Source organism: Streptomyces sp. MK37H, from assembly GCF_018035285.1.
GTDB classification, from domain to species: Bacteria; Actinomycetota; Actinomycetes; order Streptomycetales; family Streptomycetaceae; genus Streptomyces; species Streptomyces endocoffeicus.
The window spans coordinates 1-18,855 of the sequence record NZ_JAAAYH010000149.1 but is presented as its reverse complement, the minus strand read 5'-3'; the positions used below and the strand labels follow the sequence as shown (position 1 = coordinate 18,855).

The 18,855-nt window shown below is 70.9% G+C and carries 18 protein-coding genes and 1 pseudogene; 1 reads left to right on the top strand and 18 read right to left on the bottom strand.

The genetic code is table 11. The features are described from left to right. From GWI24_RS21425 to pyrR, 14 genes and pseudogenes are all read right to left on the bottom strand, one after another. Positions 1–245, bottom strand: a pseudogene (locus GWI24_RS21425) (primosome assembly protein PriA); the annotation flags it as partial. Positions 246–348: 103 nt separating this feature from the next. Beyond that, the gene (metK, locus tag GWI24_RS21420; protein WP_210947534.1) at positions 349–1,557 is read right to left on the bottom strand and encodes a methionine adenosyltransferase; all 1,209 of its coding nucleotides are present in this window, start codon (positions 1,555–1,557) and stop codon (positions 349–351) included. A gap of 276 nt (positions 1,558–1,833) precedes the next feature. Further along, positions 1,834–3,042, bottom strand: a complete 1,209-nt coding sequence (coaBC, locus tag GWI24_RS21415) for a bifunctional phosphopantothenoylcysteine decarboxylase/phosphopantothenate--cysteine ligase CoaBC (RefSeq protein WP_210947533.1) — start codon at positions 3,040–3,042, stop codon at positions 1,834–1,836. 141 nt (positions 3,043–3,183) lie between these two features. Continuing rightward, positions 3,184–3,444 carry a DNA-directed RNA polymerase subunit omega gene (rpoZ, locus tag GWI24_RS21410; protein ID WP_020867048.1) on the bottom strand — a complete coding sequence of 87 codons (261 nt, stop codon included), beginning with the start codon at positions 3,442–3,444 and terminating at the stop codon, positions 3,184–3,186. Between the two features lie 58 nt (positions 3,445–3,502). Next, positions 3,503–4,069, bottom strand: a complete 567-nt coding sequence (gmk, locus tag GWI24_RS21405) for a guanylate kinase (RefSeq protein ID WP_210947532.1) — start codon at positions 4,067–4,069, stop codon at positions 3,503–3,505. 48 nt (positions 4,070–4,117) lie between these two features. Further along, positions 4,118–4,441 (bottom strand): integration host factor, encoded by a 324-nt coding sequence (locus tag GWI24_RS21400; RefSeq protein WP_009713618.1) that lies wholly within the window; start codon positions 4,439–4,441, stop codon positions 4,118–4,120. Between the two features lie 203 nt (positions 4,442–4,644). Continuing rightward, the gene (gene pyrF / locus GWI24_RS21395) at positions 4,645–5,508 is read right to left on the bottom strand and encodes an orotidine-5'-phosphate decarboxylase (RefSeq protein ID WP_210947531.1); all 864 of its coding nucleotides are present in this window, start codon (positions 5,506–5,508) and stop codon (positions 4,645–4,647) included. Positions 5,509–5,697: 189 nt separating this feature from the next. Further along, positions 5,698–6,798, bottom strand: coding sequence for a quinone-dependent dihydroorotate dehydrogenase (locus GWI24_RS21390; RefSeq protein WP_210947535.1), 1,101 nt, complete (start codon positions 6,796–6,798; stop codon positions 5,698–5,700). A 92-nt stretch (positions 6,799–6,890) separates the two neighbouring features. Next, positions 6,891–10,202 carry a carbamoyl-phosphate synthase large subunit gene (gene carB / locus GWI24_RS21385; protein ID WP_210947530.1) on the bottom strand — a complete coding sequence of 1,104 codons (3,312 nt, stop codon included), beginning with the start codon at positions 10,200–10,202 and terminating at the stop codon, positions 6,891–6,893. After that, positions 10,195–11,322: a glutamine-hydrolyzing carbamoyl-phosphate synthase small subunit gene (carA, locus tag GWI24_RS21380; protein WP_247616683.1), complete on the bottom strand. Its 1,128-nt coding sequence runs from the start codon at positions 11,320–11,322 to the stop codon at positions 10,195–10,197. The genes carB and carA overlap by 8 nt, the downstream gene beginning before the upstream one ends. A 182-nt stretch (positions 11,323–11,504) precedes the next feature. Next, a complete protein-coding gene (locus GWI24_RS21375) occupies positions 11,505–12,125 on the bottom strand; it encodes a hypothetical protein (RefSeq protein ID WP_210947528.1) in 621 nt (206 codons plus the stop codon). Further along, on the bottom strand, positions 12,122–13,417 hold the full coding sequence (locus tag GWI24_RS21370) for a dihydroorotase (protein WP_210947527.1): 1,296 nt from the start codon (positions 13,415–13,417) through the stop codon (positions 12,122–12,124). Before GWI24_RS21370 ends, GWI24_RS21375 begins: the two co-directional genes overlap by 4 nt. 2 nt (positions 13,418–13,419) lie before the next feature. Further along, the gene (locus GWI24_RS21365) at positions 13,420–14,400 is read right to left on the bottom strand and encodes an aspartate carbamoyltransferase catalytic subunit (protein WP_210947526.1); all 981 of its coding nucleotides are present in this window, start codon (positions 14,398–14,400) and stop codon (positions 13,420–13,422) included. A 139-nt stretch (positions 14,401–14,539) separates the two neighbouring features. Then, on the bottom strand, positions 14,540–15,118 hold the full coding sequence (gene pyrR, locus GWI24_RS21360; RefSeq protein ID WP_210947525.1) for a bifunctional pyr operon transcriptional regulator/uracil phosphoribosyltransferase PyrR: 579 nt from the start codon (positions 15,116–15,118) through the stop codon (positions 14,540–14,542). 222 nt (positions 15,119–15,340) lie between these two features. On the opposite strand from pyrR, the gene bldD reads away from it, so the two are divergent. After that, positions 15,341–15,841, top strand: a complete 501-nt coding sequence (gene bldD / locus GWI24_RS21355) for a transcriptional regulator BldD (RefSeq protein ID WP_014056259.1) — start codon at positions 15,341–15,343, stop codon at positions 15,839–15,841. Between the two features lie 103 nt (positions 15,842–15,944). On the opposite strand, the gene nusB is transcribed toward bldD, so the two are convergent. The 4 genes from nusB to GWI24_RS21335 form a co-directional block, all read right to left on the bottom strand. Next, positions 15,945–16,397: a transcription antitermination factor NusB gene (gene nusB, locus GWI24_RS21350; protein WP_210947524.1), complete on the bottom strand. Its 453-nt coding sequence runs from the start codon at positions 16,395–16,397 to the stop codon at positions 15,945–15,947. Positions 16,398–16,399: 2 nt separating this feature from the next. Next, positions 16,400–16,966: an elongation factor P gene (efp, locus tag GWI24_RS21345; RefSeq protein ID WP_037951647.1), complete on the bottom strand. Its 567-nt coding sequence runs from the start codon at positions 16,964–16,966 to the stop codon at positions 16,400–16,402. 64 nt (positions 16,967–17,030) lie between these two features. Further along, a complete protein-coding gene (locus GWI24_RS21340) occupies positions 17,031–18,143 on the bottom strand; it encodes an aminopeptidase P family protein (RefSeq protein ID WP_210947523.1) in 1,113 nt (370 codons plus the stop codon). Positions 18,144–18,283: 140 nt separating this feature from the next. After that, positions 18,284–18,855: AAA family ATPase (locus GWI24_RS21335; RefSeq protein WP_210947522.1), on the bottom strand; the 572-nt coding region annotated here is incomplete at its 5' end.

The window sequence follows — 18,855 nt, the reverse complement described above, 5'->3', positions numbered from 1 at the left end:
TCCATCTCGGCCGGCACCGCGTAGTCCCACAGCTTGTCGAGGTGGACCGGCCCCTTGTCGACCAGCACCCGCGCCACCGGCCGCTCCGCGGCCAGCGCCGCCCCCCGCCAGGTCCGCGGCTTGGCCTTGGGCACCTTGGCCTTGCGCACCGTCTCCCGAATGAGCGCGAGCTGCTCCCCCTCCGGCGCCTCCGACGCCTCCGGCGCCTCCGCCGGATCCCTCGGCCGCTCGTTGTCCCTGCTCACAGATCAAGTCTTAGCAGACCGCACGGACAGGGACGCATGCGAAGGCCCGGACGCCGCAGGGACGCCCGGGCCTTCGTCGGGATCGGTGAATCGAGCCGGGGGCTTACAGACCCGCCGCCGCGCGGAGGGCGTCGACGCGGTCGGTGCGCTCCCAGGTGAAGTCGGAGTGCTCGCGGCCGAAGTGGCCGTACGCCGCGGTCTGGGCGTAGATCGGGCGGAGCAGGTCGAGGTCGCGGATGATCGCGGCCGGGCGGAGGTCGAAGACCTCGGAGATGGCCTTCTCGATCTTCTCGGCGTCGACCGCCGCCGTGCCGAAGGTCTCGACGAAGAGGCCGACCGGCTCGGCCTTGCCGATGGCGTACGCGACCTGCACCTCGCAGCGCTGGGCGAGGCCGGCGGCCACCACGTTCTTGGCGACCCAGCGCATGGCGTAGGCGGCGGAGCGGTCGACCTTGGAGGGGTCCTTGCCGGAGAAGGCGCCGCCGCCGTGGCGGGACATGCCGCCGTAGGTGTCGATGATGATCTTGCGGCCGGTGAGGCCGGCGTCGCCCATCGGGCCGCCGATCTCGAAGCGGCCGGTCGGGTTGACCAGCAGCCGGTAGCCCTCGGTGTCGAGCTTGATGCCGTCCTCGACCAGCTCGTTCAGCACGTGCTCGACCACGAATTCCCGGATGTCGGGCGCCAGCAGCGAGTCCAGGTCGATGTCGGAGGCGTGCTGCGAGGAGACGACGACGGTGTCCAGGCGGACCGCCTTGTGGCCGTCGTACTCGATGGTGACCTGGGTCTTGCCGTCCGGGCGCAGGTACGGGATGGTCCCGTTCTTGCGGACGTCGGACAGCCGGCGGGAGAGCCGGTGCGCCAGGTTGATCGGCAGCGGCATCAGCTCGGGCGTCTCGTCGCAGGCGTACCCGAACATCAGGCCCTGGTCGCCCGCGCCCTGCTTGTCCAGCTCGTCCTCGTCGCCCTCGACCCGGAGCTCGTAGGCGGAGTCCACACCCTGGGCGATGTCCGGGGACTGTGAGCCGATCGACACCGAGACGCCGCAGGAGGCGCCGTCGAAGCCCTTCTTCGACGAGTCGTAGCCGATGTCGAGGACCTTGTTCCGCACGAGCGTCGCGATATCGGCGTACGCCTTGGTCGTCACCTCGCCGGCCACGTGCACCAGACCGGTGGTGATCAAGGTCTCGACCGCGACCCGGGAGTGCGGGTCCTCCCGCAGAAGGGCGTCGAGAATGGTGTCGCTGATCTGGTCAGCGATCTTGTCGGGGTGACCCTCGGTCACGGATTCCGAGGTGAACAGGCGGCGGGACACATCGCTCCCTGGGGTTGCAGCGGCTGCTGGCTGATCATGGTCGGGACCGCGCGGGGGCTGCGCCCGATGCGGTTCCTGGGCCAGTTTATCCGGCACGTCCACCGGTCAAGCATCCCCGTCCCACAGAACGGGCAGGCCCGTGACCGGGAACATACCTTGCCTCAAGCCGAAATACAGCCCCACCCCGCCGTGGCAGGAATGTGTCATGAGCCCGATCGGCCGTGTCCTGCCCCTGCCGAGCCCGGCGAGAAGTCCCGGGGAGCCTCCGCCGCGCGCTCAGCCCAGGCGGCGGGCCACCAGGTCCCAGACCGTGTCGGCGAGCGCGCCCTTGGGGCCGTACGGCACGGGCGTCTCGGTGCCGTCGGCGCCGAGCACCACGGCCTCGTTGGTCTCGGCCCCGAAGGTCTTGTGCTCCCCGACCTCGTTCACCACGAGCAGATCGCACCCCTTGCGCGCCAGCTTCGCGCGGCCGTTCGCGAGCACGTCGTCGGTCTCGGCGGCGAAGCCGACCACGATCTGGCCGGGGCGGGCGCGCTCCGCGGAGATCTCGGCGAGGATGTCCGGATTCCGCACCAGGGCGAGCGGCTCGGGCTCCTGGCCCTCGCGCTTCTTGATCTTCCCCTCGGCGTACCGCGCGGGGCGGAAATCGGCGACGGCGGCGGCCATCACCACGGCGTCGGCGTCCGCGGCGGCCTTGAGGACGGCCTCCCGCAGCTGTGCCGCGGTGCCCGCGCGCACCACATCGGCGCCGGCCGGGTCGGGCAGCTCGCTGTTGGCCGAGACGAGCGTCACCCGCGCGCCCCGGGCGACGGCGGCGCGGGCCAGGGCGTACCCCTGGCGGCCGGTGGAGCGGTTGCCGAGGAAGCGCACCGGGTCCAGCGGCTCGCGGGTGCCGCCGGCGCTGACCACGACATGGCGGCCGGCCAGATCGGCGGTGAGCGCCTCGGTGCCGCGGGCCAGCACCCGGCGGCAGACCTCGAAGATCTCGCCGGGGTCCGGCAGCCGCCCCTTGCCGGTGTCCACGCCGGTGAGCCGCCCCACGGCTGGCTCGATGACGATGGCGCCGCGGCGGCGCAGCGTCGCCACGTTCTCCTGGGTGGCGGGGTGCTCCCACATCTCGGTGTGCATCGCGGGCGCGAAGACGACCGGACAGCGCGCGGTGAGGAGCGTATTGGTGAGCAGGTCGTCCGCCAGGCCATGGGCGGCCTTGGCGAGCAGATCGGCGGTGGCGGGGGCGATGACGACCAGATCGGCGGACCGGCCGATGCGGACGTGGGGCACCTCGTGGACGGACTCCCAGACCTCGGTCGTCGCCGGATGCCCGGACAGCGCCGACCAGGTCGCCTCGCCGACGAAGTGCAGCGCCGAGGACGTCGGCACGACGCGTACGTCATGGCCGGACTCGGTGAGGCGGCGCAGCAGCTCGCACGCCTTGTAGGCGGCGATCCCGCCACTGACGCCCAGGACCACCTCGGGCTTGTCCATCGCTCGGCTCTCCCCACCGGGTACGTCGTATGCCGCATCGGGCCGTACGTCCAGTCACGGTACGCCGGGTCGGCTCACGTACCCATGACACACCACGGGCCCGGCATCTCTGCCGGGCCGGTGGCTCAAGCGATCCGGAACCTACTGAGCGGGGCCCTCGATGGCCTCGGAGGTCAGCAGGCCCGCGTTGATCTCACGGAGCGCGATCGAGAGGGGCTTCTCGTGGACGTGGGTGTCCACGAGGGGACCGACGTACTCGAGCAGGCCCTCACCGAGCTGGGAGTAGTACGCGTTGATCTGACGCGCGCGCTTGGCCGCGTAGATCACCAGGCTGTACTTGGAGTCGGTGGCCTCGAGCAGCTCATCAATCGGAGGGTTGATGATCCCCTCGGGCGCGGTCATGGGAGAGGACACTCTCTAGCCTTCCTTATTTCGCCTGATGGCAAGAGTGAATCGAAGATCAAGCCACTCGCATCAAGGCTAGCAGCTCATTGGCCACGTCCTCGACGGAGGTATTGACCAAGGTCATATCGAACTCTGACTCGGCGGCCAGCTCGGTCCGCGCGGCATCGAGCCGCCGCTCGATCACCTCGGGCGCCTCGGTGCCCCGGCCGGTGAGCCGGCGCACCAGCTCCTCCCAGCTCGGCGGAGCGAGGAAAACCAGCTGCGCCTCCGGCATGGACTCGCGGATCTGCCGTGCGCCCTGCAGATCGATCTCCAGCAGCACCGGCTCGCCCGCGTGGAGGCGGTCCATGACCGCCTCGCGCGGGGTGCCGTAGCGATTGCCCGCGAATTCGGCCCACTCCAGCAGCTCACCATTTGCTATGAGCTTGTCGAACTCCCCATCGTCCACGAAGAAGTAGTGGACGCCGTCCCGCTCACCGGGGCGCGGTCGCCGGGTCGTGGCGGAGACCGAGAGCCAGACCTCGGGGTGTTCCTTGCGCATATGGGCGACGACCGTGCTCTTGCCGACCCCGGAGGGGCCGGAGAGCACGGTCAGTCGCGGTCGTGCGGAGTGTGCTGCCATGGAGCGATTATCCAGGTTCCCGGGAGTGCCTGGAAACGCCGGGCCGGGTCAGCCGGCGGCGCCGCCGAACTCACGCTCGAGCGACGCGATCTGGTTGGAACCCAGACCCCGCACACGACGGCTCTCGGAGATGCCGAGCCGCTCCATGATCTGCTTGGCGCGGACCTTGCCGACGCCGGGCAGGGACTCGAGGAGAGCGGACACCTTCATCTTGCCGATGACATCGTTCTCCTGGCCCTGCTTGATGACCTCGTGCAGGGAGGCGCCGGAGTGCTTGAGTCGATTCTTGACCTCGGCGCGCTCCCGGCGAGCCGCGGCGGCCTTTTCTAGCGCGGCTGCGCGCTGTTCAGGGGTAAGGGGCGGAAGAGCCACGCCTACGTCACCTCGGATGTCGAACTGTCGGATATGGACCGGTGAGGAACCTAGTCGCCCCTCACCTGGGGAGCAACGCGCAACGCAGCGCGCGTTCGCTCTCGTCGGAGACTAGCGGCCGATCCCGCTCCAGTCAGCGAGAACAGACGAAAAGTCCTGGTCAGACTCGCTCGACTCAGACATTTACGGACAAAGTAGCCGGGTTATTCGGCCACGGCACGCACTTCATCAGCCATTCGGGAGGCCGCCGCGACCAGCGACGCGGCGTCCGGACCGTGCCGGAGCACCCCCCGGCTGACGCTCGGCACGACATTTCGCACCGCCGCGCCGAAGACCGCCGGAAGATCGGCGGGAGTCGCACCCTGGGCCCCGATGCCGGGGGCCAGCAGCGGCCCGTCGATCGCCAGATCGGCGCCCAGCCGGTGCGCGGTGCCGCCGAGCGTGGCCCCCACGACGGCCCCGTACGAGCCGAGGCGGCCCTCCGCGGCCTCTGCGGCGTTCTCGGCCTTGAGCGCGGTCAGCACGGTGGCCGCCACGGTCGTCCCGTCGGGCCGCACCGCGTGCTGCACCTCGGCGCCCTCCGGGTTGGACGTCAGCGCCAGCACGAAGACGCCCGCTCCCGCCGCCCGCGCCGCGTCCAGCGCCGGGCGCAGCGAGCCGAAGCCGAGGTAGGGGCTTACGGTGACCGCGTCCGAGAAGAGCGGGCCGGCCGGATCCAGGTAGGCGGAGGCGTACGCGGCCATGGTCGAGCCGATGTCGCCGCGCTTGGCGTCCATCAGCACCAACGCCCCGGCGGCGCGGGCGTCGGCGACGGCCCGCTCCAGCACCGCGATGCCGCGGGAGCCGAACCGCTCGAAGAAGGCCGACTGCGGCTTGAGGACGGCGACCCGCTCGGCGAGGGCGTCCACGACGGTCCGGGTGAACCGCTCCAGACCGGCCACATCGTCCCCCAGGCCCCAGTCGGCCAGCAGGGAGGCGTGCGGGTCGATGCCGACGCACAGCGGGCCGCGGGCGTCCATGGCGGCGCGCAGGCGGGTGCCGAAGGGGGTGGGAGTAGGGATCGTCATGGGTCTCTCCTCGAAAAGTTCCAGCCCTTCCGGGCGCGCCCTCAGCCCCTCCGGCACGCGGGGGGACCGGGGCGGTGATGCCCCGATCCCAGCCCCTCAGGGGGCACCTCCCAGCGGTAGCTGGGGGAGTTTGAGGAGCGGGGTCCGGGGCGGAGCCCCGGCGGGGGTGCGGCGGGCGGAGCCCCCCGGCTAGGCGGCGGCTTCGGCCCCGACCGCGTCGGCCAGGGTGCCGTACGGGGATGCTGCAAGCCGGGCGGCGAGGCCGCGGTGGATCTCCCGGGTCCAGAACGGCCCGCGGTAGATGAACGCGCTGTAGCCCTGTACCAGCGTCGCCCCCGCGAGAATCCGCTCCCAGGCGTCGTCGGCGGTCTCGATCCCGCCGACCCCGACCAGGGTCAGCCGGTCCCCCACCCGGGCGTACAGGCGCCGCAGCACCGCCAGGGAGCGCGCCTTCAGGGGCGCGCCGGACAGGCCGCCGGTCTCGGCGGTGAGCCGGGCGGGGGAGGTGAGGCCGAGGCCGTCGCGCGCGATGGTGGTGTTCGTGGCGATGATGCCGTCCAGGCCGAGCTCGACGGCCAGATCGGCGACCGCGTCCACGTCCTCGTCGGCGAGATCCGGCGCGATTTTGACCAGAAGTGGCACCTTGCGGCCGGTGACCGTGCGGTCCGCGGCCTCGCGCACCGCGGTCAGCAGCGGCCGCAGATGGTCCACGGCCTGGAGATTCCGCAGTCCGGGGGTATTGGGCGAGGAGACGTTGACGACGAGGTAGTCGGCGTGGGCGGCGAGCCGCTCGGTGGACGTCACATAGTCGGCGACGGCCTCCGCCTCCGGGACGACCTTGGTCTTGCCGATGTTGACGCCGACCGTCGTGCGGAAGGCCGGACGCCGGGCCGCGAGGCGGGCCGCGACCGCCGCCGAGCCCTCGTTGTTGAAGCCCATCCGGTTGATCAGGGCGCGGTCGGCGACCAGCCGGAAGAGCCGCCGCTTGGGGTTGCCCGGCTGCGGCTGGGCGGTGACCGTGCCGATCTCGACATGGTCGAAGCCCAGCATGGCCATGCCGTCGATCCCGGCGGCGTTCTTGTCGAATCCGGCGGCCAGCCCGAAGGGCCCGTGCATCCGCAGGCCCAGCGCCTCGGTGCGCAGCGCCGGGTGGCGGGGGGCGAGGACGGCGGCGGCGAACGTCCGCAGGACGGGGATGCGGGCGGCCCGGCGGATCCAGGAGAAGGCCAGGTGATGGGCCTTCTCCGGGTCCATGCGCCGGAAGATCAGGTTGAAGAGGAGCGCGTACATGAGGGGCTTTCTGCCGAAGAGCGAGGACGTGGGCATGAAGAGCGGTGGGCTCATGAAGAGGGGGACACCGGCCGGTGTCCCCCTCCCTCGCCTCACTCCTCGCGGGCGGCGGTCAGATGTTCCGCGTGTTCCTGGAGCGATCGGACGCCGACCGCGCCCCGGCCCAGCGCCTCGATGCCCTGGACGGCGGCCGCGAGCGCCTGGACGGTGGTCAGGCACGGGACGCCGCGGGCGACGGACGCCGTACGGATGTCATAGCCGTCGAGCCGGCCGCCGGTGCCGTACGGGGTGTTGACGATCAGGTCGACCTCGCCCTCGTGGATGAGCTGGACGATGGTCTTCTCGCCGTTCGGGCCCTCGCCCTCGCTGTGCTTGCGCACCACGGTCGCGTTGATCCCGTTGCGCTTGAGCACCTCCGCCGTGCCCGAGGTGGCCAGCAGCTCGAAGCCGAGGCCGACCAGCTCCCGGGCCGGGAAGATCATCGAGCGCTTGTCGCGGTTGGCGACGGAGACGAACGCGCGCCCCTTGGTCGGCAGTGCGCCGTACGCCCCGGCCTGCGACTTGGCGTAGGCCGCGCCGAAGACCGAGTCGATGCCCATGACCTCGCCGGTGGAGCGCATCTCCGGGCCGAGGATGGTGTCCACCCCGCGCCCGGAGGCGTCCCGGAACCGACTCCAAGGCATCACGGCCTCCTTGACGGAGATCGGCGCGTCCATCGGCAGCGTGCCGCCGTCGCCGCTGGAGGGCAGCAGCCCCTCGGCGCGCAGTTCGGCGATGGTGGCGCCCAGCGAGATCCGGGCGGCGGCCTTGGCCAGCGGTACCGCGGTGGCCTTGGAGGTGAAGGGGACGGTACGGGAGGCGCGCGGATTGGCCTCCAGCACGTAGAGGATGTCCCCGGCCATCGCGAACTGGATGTTGATCAGCCCGCGGACGCCGACCCCGCGCGCGATGGCCTCGGTCGAGGCGCGCAGCCGCTTGACGTCGAAGCCGCCGAGGGTGATCGGGGGCAGGGCGCAGGCCGAGTCGCCGGAGTGGATCCCGGCCTCCTCGATGTGCTCCATGACGCCGCCGAGGTAGAGCTCTTCGCCGTCGTAGAGCGCGTCCACGTCGATTTCTATGGCGTCGTCGAGGAAGCGGTCGATGAGCACGGGGTGCTCGGAGATCAGCCCGGCGTGCCGCTCCAGGTACGCGGCGAGCGAGGGCTCGTCGTAGACGATCTCCATGCCGCGGCCGCCGAGCACGTAGGAGGGGCGGACCATGACCGGGTAGCCGATCTCGGCGGCGATGCCCTTGGCCTGCTCGAAGGAGAAGGCGGTGCCGTACTTGGGCGCGGGCAGCCCGGCCTCGGTGAGCACCCGGCCGAAGGCGCCGCGCTCCTCGGCGAGGTTGATCGCCTCGGGCGAGGTGCCGACGATCGGCACGCCGTTGTCCTTGAGCGCCTGGGCCAGGCCCAGCGGGGTCTGGCCGCCGAGCTGGACGATCACCCCGGCCACCGGGCCCGCCTGCGCTTCCGCGTGGACGATCTCCAGCACGTCCTCCAGGGTGAGCGGCTCGAAGTAGAGCCGGTCGGAGGTGTCGTAGTCGGTGGAGACGGTCTCCGGGTTGCAGTTGACCATGACGGTCTCATAGCCCGCGTCATGCAGCGAGAAGGAGGCGTGGACGCAGGAGTAGTCGAACTCGATGCCCTGGCCGATACGGTTGGGGCCCGAGCCGAGGATGATCACCGCGGGGGTCTCGCGCGGGGCGACCTCGGACTCCTCGTCGTAGGAGGAGTAGAAGTACGGGGTCCGGGCGGCGAACTCGGCGGCGCAGGTGTCGACCGTCTTGTAGACGGGCCGGATGCCCAGCGCGTGCCGCACCTCGCGGACCACGTCCTCGCGCAGCGAGCGGATCCCGGCGATCTGGGCGTCGGAGAAGCCGTGCCGCTTGGCCTCGGCGAGCAGCTCCGGGCCGAGCTTGCCGGCGGCGGCGATCTCGTCCGCGACCTCCTTGATCAGGAAGAGCTGGTCCACGAACCACGGGTCGATCTTCGTCGCGTCGAAGACCTCCTCGGGGGTGGCTCCGGCGCGGATGGCCCGCATCACGGTGTTGATCCGGCCGTCGGTGGGGACGACGGCCGCCCGGAGCAGCTCGGACTTGCTCCCGGGCTCCCCGGTGAAGTCGAACTGGCTGCCCTTCTTCTCCAGCGAGCGCAGCGCCTTCTGGAGCGCCTCGGTGAAGTTGCGGCCGATGGCCATGGCCTCGCCGACCGACTTCATGGTGGTGGTGAGCCGGGCGTCGGCGGCCGGGAACTTCTCGAAGGCGAAGCGCGGCACCTTGACCACGACGTAGTCGAGCGTGGGCTCGAAGGATGCCGGGGTCTCCTGGGTGATGTCGTTGGGGATCTCGTCCAGGGTGTAGCCGACGGCCAGCTTCGCGGCGATCTTGGCGATGGGGAAGCCGGTGGCCTTGGAGGCGAGCGCCGAGGAGCGGGAGACGCGCGGGTTCATCTCGATGACGATGACCCGGCCGTCCTCGGGGTTGACCGCGAACTGGATGTTGCAGCCGCCGGTGTCGACGCCGACCTCGCGGATGACGGCGATGCCGATGTCCCGCAGGATCTGGTACTCGCGGTCGGTGAGCGTCATCGCCGGGGCGACGGTGATCGAGTCACCGGTGTGCACGCCCATGGGGTCGAAGTTCTCGATGGAGCAGACGACCACGACATTGTCGTTGCGGTCGCGCATCAGCTCCAGCTCGTACTCCTTCCAGCCGAGGATGGACTCCTCCAGGAGCACCTCGGTGGTCGGCGAGAGGGCCAGGCCCTGCCCGGCGATACGGCGCAGCTCGTCCTCGTCGTGGGCGAAGCCGGAGCCCGCGCCGCCCATGGTGAAGGAGGGGCGGACCACGACGGGGTAGCCGCCGAGCTCCTCGACGCCCGCGAGGACGTCGTCCATGGAGTGGCAGATGACCGAGCGGGCGGACTCACCGTGGCCGATCTTGGCCTGGACGGCCTCGACGACCTCCTTGAACTGGTCGCGGTCCTCGCCCTTGTGGATCGCCTGGACATTGGCGCCGATCAGCTCGACGCCGTACTCGTCGAGGGTGCCCGCCTCATGCAGCGAGATGGCGGTGTTGAGCGCGGTCTGGCCGCCGAGGGTGGGCAGCAGCGCGTCGGGGCGCTCCTTGGCGATGATCTTCTCGACGTACTCCGGGGTGATCGGCTCGACATAGGTGGCGTCGGCGATCTCCGGGTCGGTCATGATCGTGGCCGGGTTGGAGTTGACCAGGATGACCCGCAGGCCCTCGGCCTTCAGCACCCGGCACGCCTGGGTGCCGGAGTAGTCGAACTCGGCGGCCTGGCCGATGACGATCGGGCCGGAGCCGATGACCAGAACGGACTGGATGTCGGTGCGCTTAGGCACGCTGGCCCTCCATCAGGGACACGAAGCGGTCGAAAAGGTACGCGGCGTCATGCGGACCGGCGGCGGCTTCGGGGTGGTACTGGACGCTGAACGCGGGGCGGTCGAGCAGCCGCAGCCCCTCGACCACGTTGTCGTTGAGGCAGACGTGGGAGACCTCGGCACGGCCGAAGGGGGTGTCGGACGGCGCGTCGAGCGGGGCGTCCACGGCGAAGCCGTGGTTGTGGGCGGTGACCTCCACCTTGCCGGTGGTGCGGTCCTGCACCGGCTGGTTGATCCCGCGGTGGCCGTACTTCAGCTTGAAGGTGCCGAAGCCGAGCGCGCGGCCGAGGATCTGGTTGCCGAAGCAGATGCCGAACAGCGGCGTGGAGCGCTCCAGCACGGCCCGCATCAGGGCGACGGGGTGGTCGGCGGTGGCCGGGTCGCCGGGGCCGTTGGAGAAGAAGACCCCGTCCGGGTTCACCGCGTAGACGTCCTCGGCGGTGGCGGTCGCGGGCAGCACGTGCACCTCGATGCCGCGCTCGGCCATCCGGTGCGGGGTCATGCCCTTGATGCCCAGGTCGATCGCGGCGACGGTGAACTTCTTGGTGCCGATCGCCGGGACGACGTAAGCCTCCTCGGTGGCCACCTCGCCGCTGAGGTCGGCGCCCTTCATCTGGGGGGCTTCCCGCACCTTCGCCAGCAGCGAGCCCTCGTCGGCGAGTGCCCCACCGGAGAAGATGCCCACGCGCATGGCACCGCGCTCGCGCAGATGGCGGGTGAGGGCGCGGGTGTCGATCCCGCTGATGCCGACGACGCCCTGGGCGCTGAGCTCCTCGTCGAGCGAGCGGCGGGAGCGCCAGTTGGAGGGCGTACGGGCCGGGTCGCGCACCACGTAGCCGGAGACCCAGATCCGCTTCGACTCCGGGTCCTCGTCGTTGACGCCGGTGTTCCCGATGTGCGGGGCGGTCATCACGACGACCTGGCGGTGGTAGGAGGGGTCGGTCAGGGTCTCCTGGTAGCCGGTCATCCCGGTGGAGAACACGGCCTCGCCGAAGGTCTCCCCCACGGCCCCGTAGGCCCGGCCGCGGAAGGTGCGGCCGTCCTCCAGGACGAGGATGGCGGGATTTTGGGGATTCTTCATGAATCCGGGCATCGGGTTTCCTCCCGGCTGGTACGTTCCGTAGTGGCCGCCGGGCTGGCGGTTACGGCCTGTGGAGCTGATGTAAGACCTCGGCTTGGGTTCGTCCCGGGGGCTGTCGGCTGTGAAGCAGGAAGAGCCCCTGGGCGACAGGGGGCGTCCCCGCCCTTGTGGTGGGGAGGAGGTCAACGTGCGCCTTCCGTGTCTTCGGATTGCGTCTTGGCGGGCACAGCGCCCGAGGTGAGCCGTCCCACGACTTCGACCCAGGCGCTGTGCTCGGCCGCGTGGTCGGAGCGGAAGCCCGAGTCGATCAGCCGGTCACCGTGGCTCCAGGTGATCACCAGCAGCCCGCCCTCGGCGAGGACCTTGCCCGCGATGCCCTTGTCGAGCCGGGCGCCGCGCAGCTCGGCGGTCGGGATGAAGAAGTCCTGCGCGCCGGGCCGTACGACGCTCACGCCCTGGTCGGTGAGGGTGAGCTCGGCGCGGCTGCGGTTGCCGAGGCCATGGGCGACGATCCGGTCCAGCCACTGCCCGGCGGTGGTGGAGCCGTGGTAGCGGCCGCTCATCGAGAGCCTGGGCTCGCCGGGCTCGGCCGGGGCCTGGGGCAGCTCGGGGAGGTCGCCCTGGAGGGTGCCGCGCCACTTCCAGCCCTCGCGCATCAGCCAGTAGACCAGCGCGATGACCAGCAGCAGCCCGACGACCCAGCCGATCCTGGCGGCCCAGTCCGTCACGTCCTGCGATTTCTGCTCGGCCGCGAGGCCCGCAAATCCCGCGAGGCCCGCCACCGGATGACTCGGAGTTGTCACGCCAGCTTCCCGTCCACAACCGTCGCCTGGCCCCGCAGGAACGTGTACGTCACGCGGCCCGGCAGTTCGCGGCCCTCGTAGGGGGTGTTGCGGCTGCGGGAAGCGAAGCCCGCGGGGTTCACCACACCACGGTAAGCCGAGTCGAGCAGGGTGAGGTTGGCGGGCTCCCCGGCGGCGATGGGACGGCCGTGGCCGGTCAGGCGGCCGATGGCCGAGGGCCGCACCGACATCCGGTCGGCGACGCCCGTCCAGTCCAGCAGCCCGGTGTCCACCATGGTGTGCTGGACCACGGACAGCGCCGTCTCCAGGCCCACCATGCCCATGGCCGCCGCGCCCCACTCGCAGTCCTTGTCCTCGTGCGGATGCGGGGCGTGGTCGGTGGCCACGCAGTCGATGGTGCCGTCGGCGAGCGCCTCACGCAGCGCCATCACATCGGCCTCGGTGCGCAGCGGCGGGTTCACCTTGTAGACGGGGTCGTAGGAGCGTACGAGTTCGTCGGTCAGCAGCAGGTGGTGCGGGGTGACCTCGGCGGTGACGTTCCAGCCCTTGGACTTGGCCCAGCGGACGATCTCCACCGAGCCCGCGGTGGACAGATGGCAGATGTGCACCCGGGAGCCGACGTGCGCGGCGAGCAGCACATCGCGGGCGATGATCGACTCCTCGGCGACGGCCGGCCAGCCGCCCAGGCCCAGCTCGGCGGAGACGACGCCCTCGTTCATCTGGGCGCCCTCGGTGAGGCGGGGCTCCTGGGCGTGCTGGGCGATGACACCGTCGAACGCCTTCACGTACTCCAGCGCGCGGCGCATGATCACCGCGTCGTCCACGCACTTGCCGTCGTCGGAGAAGACCCGCACCCCGGCGGCGGAGTCGTGCATCGCGCCCAGCTCGGCGAGCTTCTTGCCCTCCAGGCCCACGGTCACCGCCCCGATGGGCTGGACGTCGCAGTAGCCGGACTCCTTGCCCAGCCGCCACACCTGCTCGACGACGCCCGCGGTGTCGGCCACCGGGAAGGTGTTGGCCATGGCGTGGACGGCGGTGAAGCCGCCGATCGCGGCGGCCCGGGTGCCGGTGAGGACCGTCTCGGAGTCCTCCCGGCCGGGCTCGCGCAGATGGGTGTGGAGGTCGACCAGGCCCGGCAGCAGGATCTGCCCGGCGGCGTCGATCACGGTGGCGCCGTCCGCTTCCAGTCCGGTGCCGACCGCGGCGACGCGCTCGCCCTCGATCAGCACGTCGCGCGGCTCACTGCCGAGCACCTTCGCCCCGCGCAGCAGCGTCTTGTGGGTGTCGCTCATGGTCACTTGCTCTCCTCGGTGCGGGCGGCGGCGACGGCGGACTCGTTCCCGCCGAGCAGCAGATACAGGACGGCCATGCGGATCGAGACGCCGTTGGCGACCTGCTCGACGGCGGTGCAGCGGTCGGAGTCCGCGACATCAGCGGTGATCTCCATACCGCGGTTCATGGGGCCGGGGTGCATCACGATGGCGTGCTCGGGCATCCGCGCCATCCGGTCGCCGTCCAGGCCGTAGCGGCGGGCGTACTCGCGCTCGGTGGGGAAGAACGCGGCGTTCATGCGCTCGCGCTGGACGCGCAGCATCATCACGGCGTCGGTCTTGCCGACCACCGCGTCCAGGTCGTAGGAGACCTCACAGGGCCAGCTCTCCACGCCGAAGGGGACCAGCGTCGGCGGGGCGACCAGGGTGACCTCGGCACCCAGGGTGGACAGCAGATGGACGTTGGAGCGGGCCACCCGGCTGTGCAGGACGTCGCCGACGATGGTGATCCGGCGCCCGGCCAGGTCCTGGCCCACGCCGGACGCCCCGGAGGCCAGCCGGCGGCGCATGGTGAAGGCGTCGAGCAGCGCCTGGGTGGGGTGCTCATGGGTGCCGTCGCCCGCGTTCACCACGGCGCCGTTGATCCAGCCGGAGGTGGCCAGCCGGTGCGGGGCGCCGGAGGCGTGGTGGCGGATCACCACGGCGTCGGCGCCCATCGCCTCCAGGGTGAGCGCGGTGTCCTTCAGGGACTCGCCCTTGGAGACCGAGGACCCCTTGGCGGAGAAGTTGATCACGTCGGCGGAGAGCCGCTTGGCGGCCGCCTCGAACGAGATGCGGGTACGGGTGGAGTCCTCGAAGAAGAGGTTGACGACGGTACGGCCGCGCAGGGTCGGCAGTTTCTTGATCGGCCGGTCGGCGAGCCGGGCCAGTTCCTCGGCGGTGTCGAGAATCAGGACGGCGTCGTCGCGCGAGAGATCGGCGGCCGAGATGAGGTGGCGCTTCATCCGGTTGCTCCGTGGGTGAAGGAGGTGTGCGGGCGTGCGGGCGGGCAGGCGCGGGGACCGGTGACCTGTCGGCACCGGTGGTCCGTCGGGCGGGTTCCCCTTCGGTCGCCGGGGCGGCACTCGCCGTCGGTGAGAGGCGCTACTTCCCGTCCGCTGGGGTGGTCTCGCGCAGCCCGAGGAGCACGCTGTCGCGGCCGTCCTCCTCGGTGAGCTGGACCTTGACCGTCTCCCGCAGCGACGTGGGGAGGTTCTTGCCGACGTAGTCGGCGCGGATCGGCAGTTCCCGGTGACCGCGGTCGACGAGGACCGCGAGCTGGACCGCGCGCGGCCGCCCGATGTCGCCGAGGGCGTCGAGGGCGGCGCGGATGGTGCGGCCGGAGAAGAGCACATCGTCCACGAGGACCACGAGGCGGCCGTCGATGCCGTCGTCGGGGATCTCGGTGCGGGCGAGCGCGCGGGCCGGGCGCAGCCTCAGGTCGTCGCGGTACATCGTGATGTCGAGCGAGCCGACCGGGATCCGGCCGGGCCTGCCGGTGATCTCTTCGAGCCGGGCGGCCAGCCGCCGGGCGAGAAAGACACCACGGGTGGGAATGCCGAGCAGCACCACGTCATCGGCGCCTTTGGCGCGCTCGACGATCTCGTGGGCGATGCGGGTGAGAACGCGCGCGATATCCGGTGCTTCCAGCACCGAGCGCGCGTCCGAGGTACGGGCGTCCATACGAAACGGACCTCCTTCTCCGCCTCACGGGACGGACCTTAAAGGACGGTCGGATTTGCGCCATTAACACTAGCAGGGGTACCGAGTGCCCCCGTCAACACCCCTGGCCGGAGCCCCTCCGCTCCGTTCGGCTTGACGAATGGAAATTACGCTGCGTAACCTCACAGTGAGTGACCAGCCGCGCGGCACAGCCGCACGCCGATACAGCGTCCGGGGAGCTTTATGTCCAGCGAATACGCCAAACAGCTCGGGGCCAAGCTCCGCGCCATCCGCACCCAGCAGGGCCTCTCCCTCCACGGTGTCGAGGAGAAGTCCCAGGGCCGCTGGAAGGCCGTGGTGGTGGGATCGTACGAGCGCGGCGACCGCGCCGTGACCGTGCAGCGTCTCGCCGAGCTGGCCGACTTCTACGGCGTCCCGGTGCAGGAGCTGCTTCCGGGCACGAGCCCGGCCGGGGCCGCCGAGCCGCCGCCGAAGCTGGTACTGGACCTGGAGCGACTGGCCCATGTGCCGGTCGAGAAGGCGGGCCCGCTACAGCGGTACGCCGCGACGATCCAGAGCCAGCGCGGTGACTACAACGGCAAGGTGCTCTCGATCCGCCAGGACGATCTGCGCACCCTCGCCGTCATCTATGACCAGTCGCCGTCCGTGCTGACCGAACAGCTGATCAGCTGGGGCGTGCTGGGCGCCGACGCCCGCCGCGCGGTCCAGCACGAAGACGTCTGAGTCCCTCTTTCTCTGTTCACCTGCAGAAACGTGCCGCCGGGGGCAGTGGAGCCCTGCTGGGTCCTCCACCGCCCCCGGCGGCTTTGCCTTGTGATGAACGCGGCTATGCCTGGTGCTCCCGGGGCTCCTGCTCACGACGCAGACTCGGCTTCAGCTCCTTGATACGGCCCAGCAGGCCGTTGACAAAGGCCGGCGAGTCATCGGTGGAGAACTCCTTGGCGAGCTGCACCGCCTCGTCGATCACCACCGCGTCCGGGGTCGCGTCCTCCCACACCAGCTCATACGCGCCCAGCCGCAGGATGTTCCGGTCGACGACCGGCATCCGGTCCAGCGTCCAGCCCACCGCGTAGGTGGCGATCAGCTCGTCGATCCGGTCGATGTGCTGGGCATATCCCTCGACGAGCTGCATCGTGTATTCGCTGACCGGCGGCTGCCGGTCGTCGGTCCGGGCGAGCCGGATCCAGTCCGCGAGCACGGTCCGCACGGCGCTGCCGCGCTGATCGGCCTCGAAGAGGATCTGGAAGGCGCGCTTACGGGCCTTGTTGCGGGCAGCCACGGTTAGTTGTTCACCCGACCGAGGTACTCACCGGAGCGGGTGTCGACCTTGATCTTCTCACCGGTGGTGATGAACAGCGGCACACCGATCTCGTAGCCGGTCTCCAGCTTGGCGGGCTTGGTGCCACCGGTGGAGCGGTCGCCCTGGACCCCCGGCTCGGTGTACTCGATCACCAGCTCGACGGCGGCGGGCAGCTCGACGTACAGCGGGTTGCCCTCGTACATCGCCACGACGGCCTCGAAGCCCTCGAGCAGGTAGCGGGCGTTGTCGCCGACGACCTCGGGGGTGATGTAGATCTGGTCGAAGGTGTCCATGTCCATGAACACAAAGCTCTCGCCGTCCTTGTACGAGAACTGCATGCCGCGCTTGTCGACATTGGCCGTCTCGACCTTCACACCGGCGTTGAAGGTCTTGTCGACCACCTTGCCGGACAGCACGTTCTTGAGCTTGGTGCGCACGAAAGCGGGGCCCTTGCCGGGCTTGACGTGCTGGAACTCGACGACGGACCACAGCTGGCCGCCGTCGAGCTTGAGCACCATGCCGTTCTTGAGGTCGTTCGTGGATGCCACGGTTGCGGGATCTCCTGGACTGCAGCTGGTGGAGACCAGAGAACCGCCGGCGCGCCCGGTTCCGCTAGAGCGCGAGCAGCTCTTTGGTCGTGATGGTGAGTAGCTCGGGTCCGCCGTCCGCCTCGGGGCGGACGACGAGCGTGTCATCGATCCGGACACCGCCCCGGCCCGGGAGGTGGACCCCCGGCTCGACGGTGACCGGCACACAAGCGTCCAGTTTACCCATGGCGGACGGTGTGAGCCGAGGGTCCTCGTCGATTTCCAGGCCCACACCGTGTCCGGTGCACGGTTCCAGCCCGTCTCCGAAGCCCGCGGCGGTCAGCACCTGACGGGTCACCCGGTCCACGTCCCGGTACGCCCGGCCCGGCAACAGCGCCTCCCGCCCGGCCCGCTGAGCGGCGAAGACGGCATCGTACAGCTCGACCTGCCAGTCCGCGGGCGAGGGCCCGACGACGAAGGTACGGCCCACCTGGCAGCGGTAGCCGCGGTAGTCCGCGCCGAGCGAGATGGTGAGGAAATCGCCCTCCTCGACCCTCCGGTCGGTGGGCAGATGGCCGGGGCGCCCCGCGTTGGGCCCCGCCGCGACCACGGTGGGGAAGGCCGGGCCGTCCGCGCCGTGGTCCACCAGCCGGCGCTCCAGCTCCAGCGCCAGATGCCGCTCGGTGCGGCCCACCAGGATCGACTCCAGCAGCTCGCCCAGCGCCTGGTCGGCGAGCTCCCCGGCGATCCGCATACGGGAGATCTCCTCGTCGTCCTTGATGAGCCGCAACTGCTCGACGGCACGGCCCAGATCGGCGAGGCGGGCGCGGGGGGCGGCGGCGCCGAGCGCCCGATGGCGGGCGACGGTCAGATCGTGCTCCTCGACGGCCAGCGACTCGGCGCCGTCCGCCGCGGCCAGATCGGCGGCGGCCACGGCCGGATCGCCGTCCGCGCCGGGCACGACCAGCAGCCGCGGCTCGTCGGACCGCGGCCGGCCCGAGGAGAGCGGGGGCCCGGACGGGACCTCGGTGGCCACCAGCACGTCCTGGACGGGGCCGAGCAGCAGCACGGCCCCGGGCGGCACGGCGCCGCACAGATAGCGCACATTGGCGGGCCGGGACACCAGCGCCGCCGCGCTCCCGGCCGCGATGCACTGATCGTGCAGACGGGCACGTCGGGCCGCGTACACCTCGGACATGTCCCCGAGCGTACGCAGGCCTGTCGGGTACGGCTTCTCCAGTGGCTCCGACCGGGGGTACCTCCCGGCGGTAGCTGGGGGAGAACCGAGCCCTGAAAGCTAGGGGGAGAACCGAGCCCTGAAAAGGGGGACGGGGGGTCCTACCAGCTCGGGGGGCTCGCGATGGAGCGGGTGACGACCTCGTCGAGCATGCGGGCCGTGGTCTCCACGTCGTACGTGGAGTTGTCGATGATGGGCAGCCCGGAGCCGTACCACCCGGCCATCCGGCCGTGGATCCGCGCCACCTCCTCGTCGCTGAGGCGGCGGTTCCCGCTGCGGGCCGCGTTCCGCTCCAGGACGATCTCCAGGCCCGGAAGGACCACCACCGGCAGCAGCCCGGGGCCCACATGGCGCTTCCAGCCGCCGAGGCCGACGACCGGGCGGTCGGGGAAGACGGCGTCGTCGAGGATGCAGGAGATCCCGTTGGCCAGGAAGTTACGGGCGGCGAAGCCGCAGGTGCGGCGGGCGAGACGATACTGCGCCTCGGAGTGCTCGTTCCACCCCGACTGGGGGTTGGCGAAGCCGGACCGGACCCACTCCCGCACATCGTCCAGGCTGATGTGCGCGGTCGGCACCCGGCGGCGGTCGGCCCAGTAGCGCGCGACCGTCGTCTTGCCCGCTCCGGCCGGTCCGATCAGCAGCACCGCCACCGCCGCCTGCGAGACATCGGCGA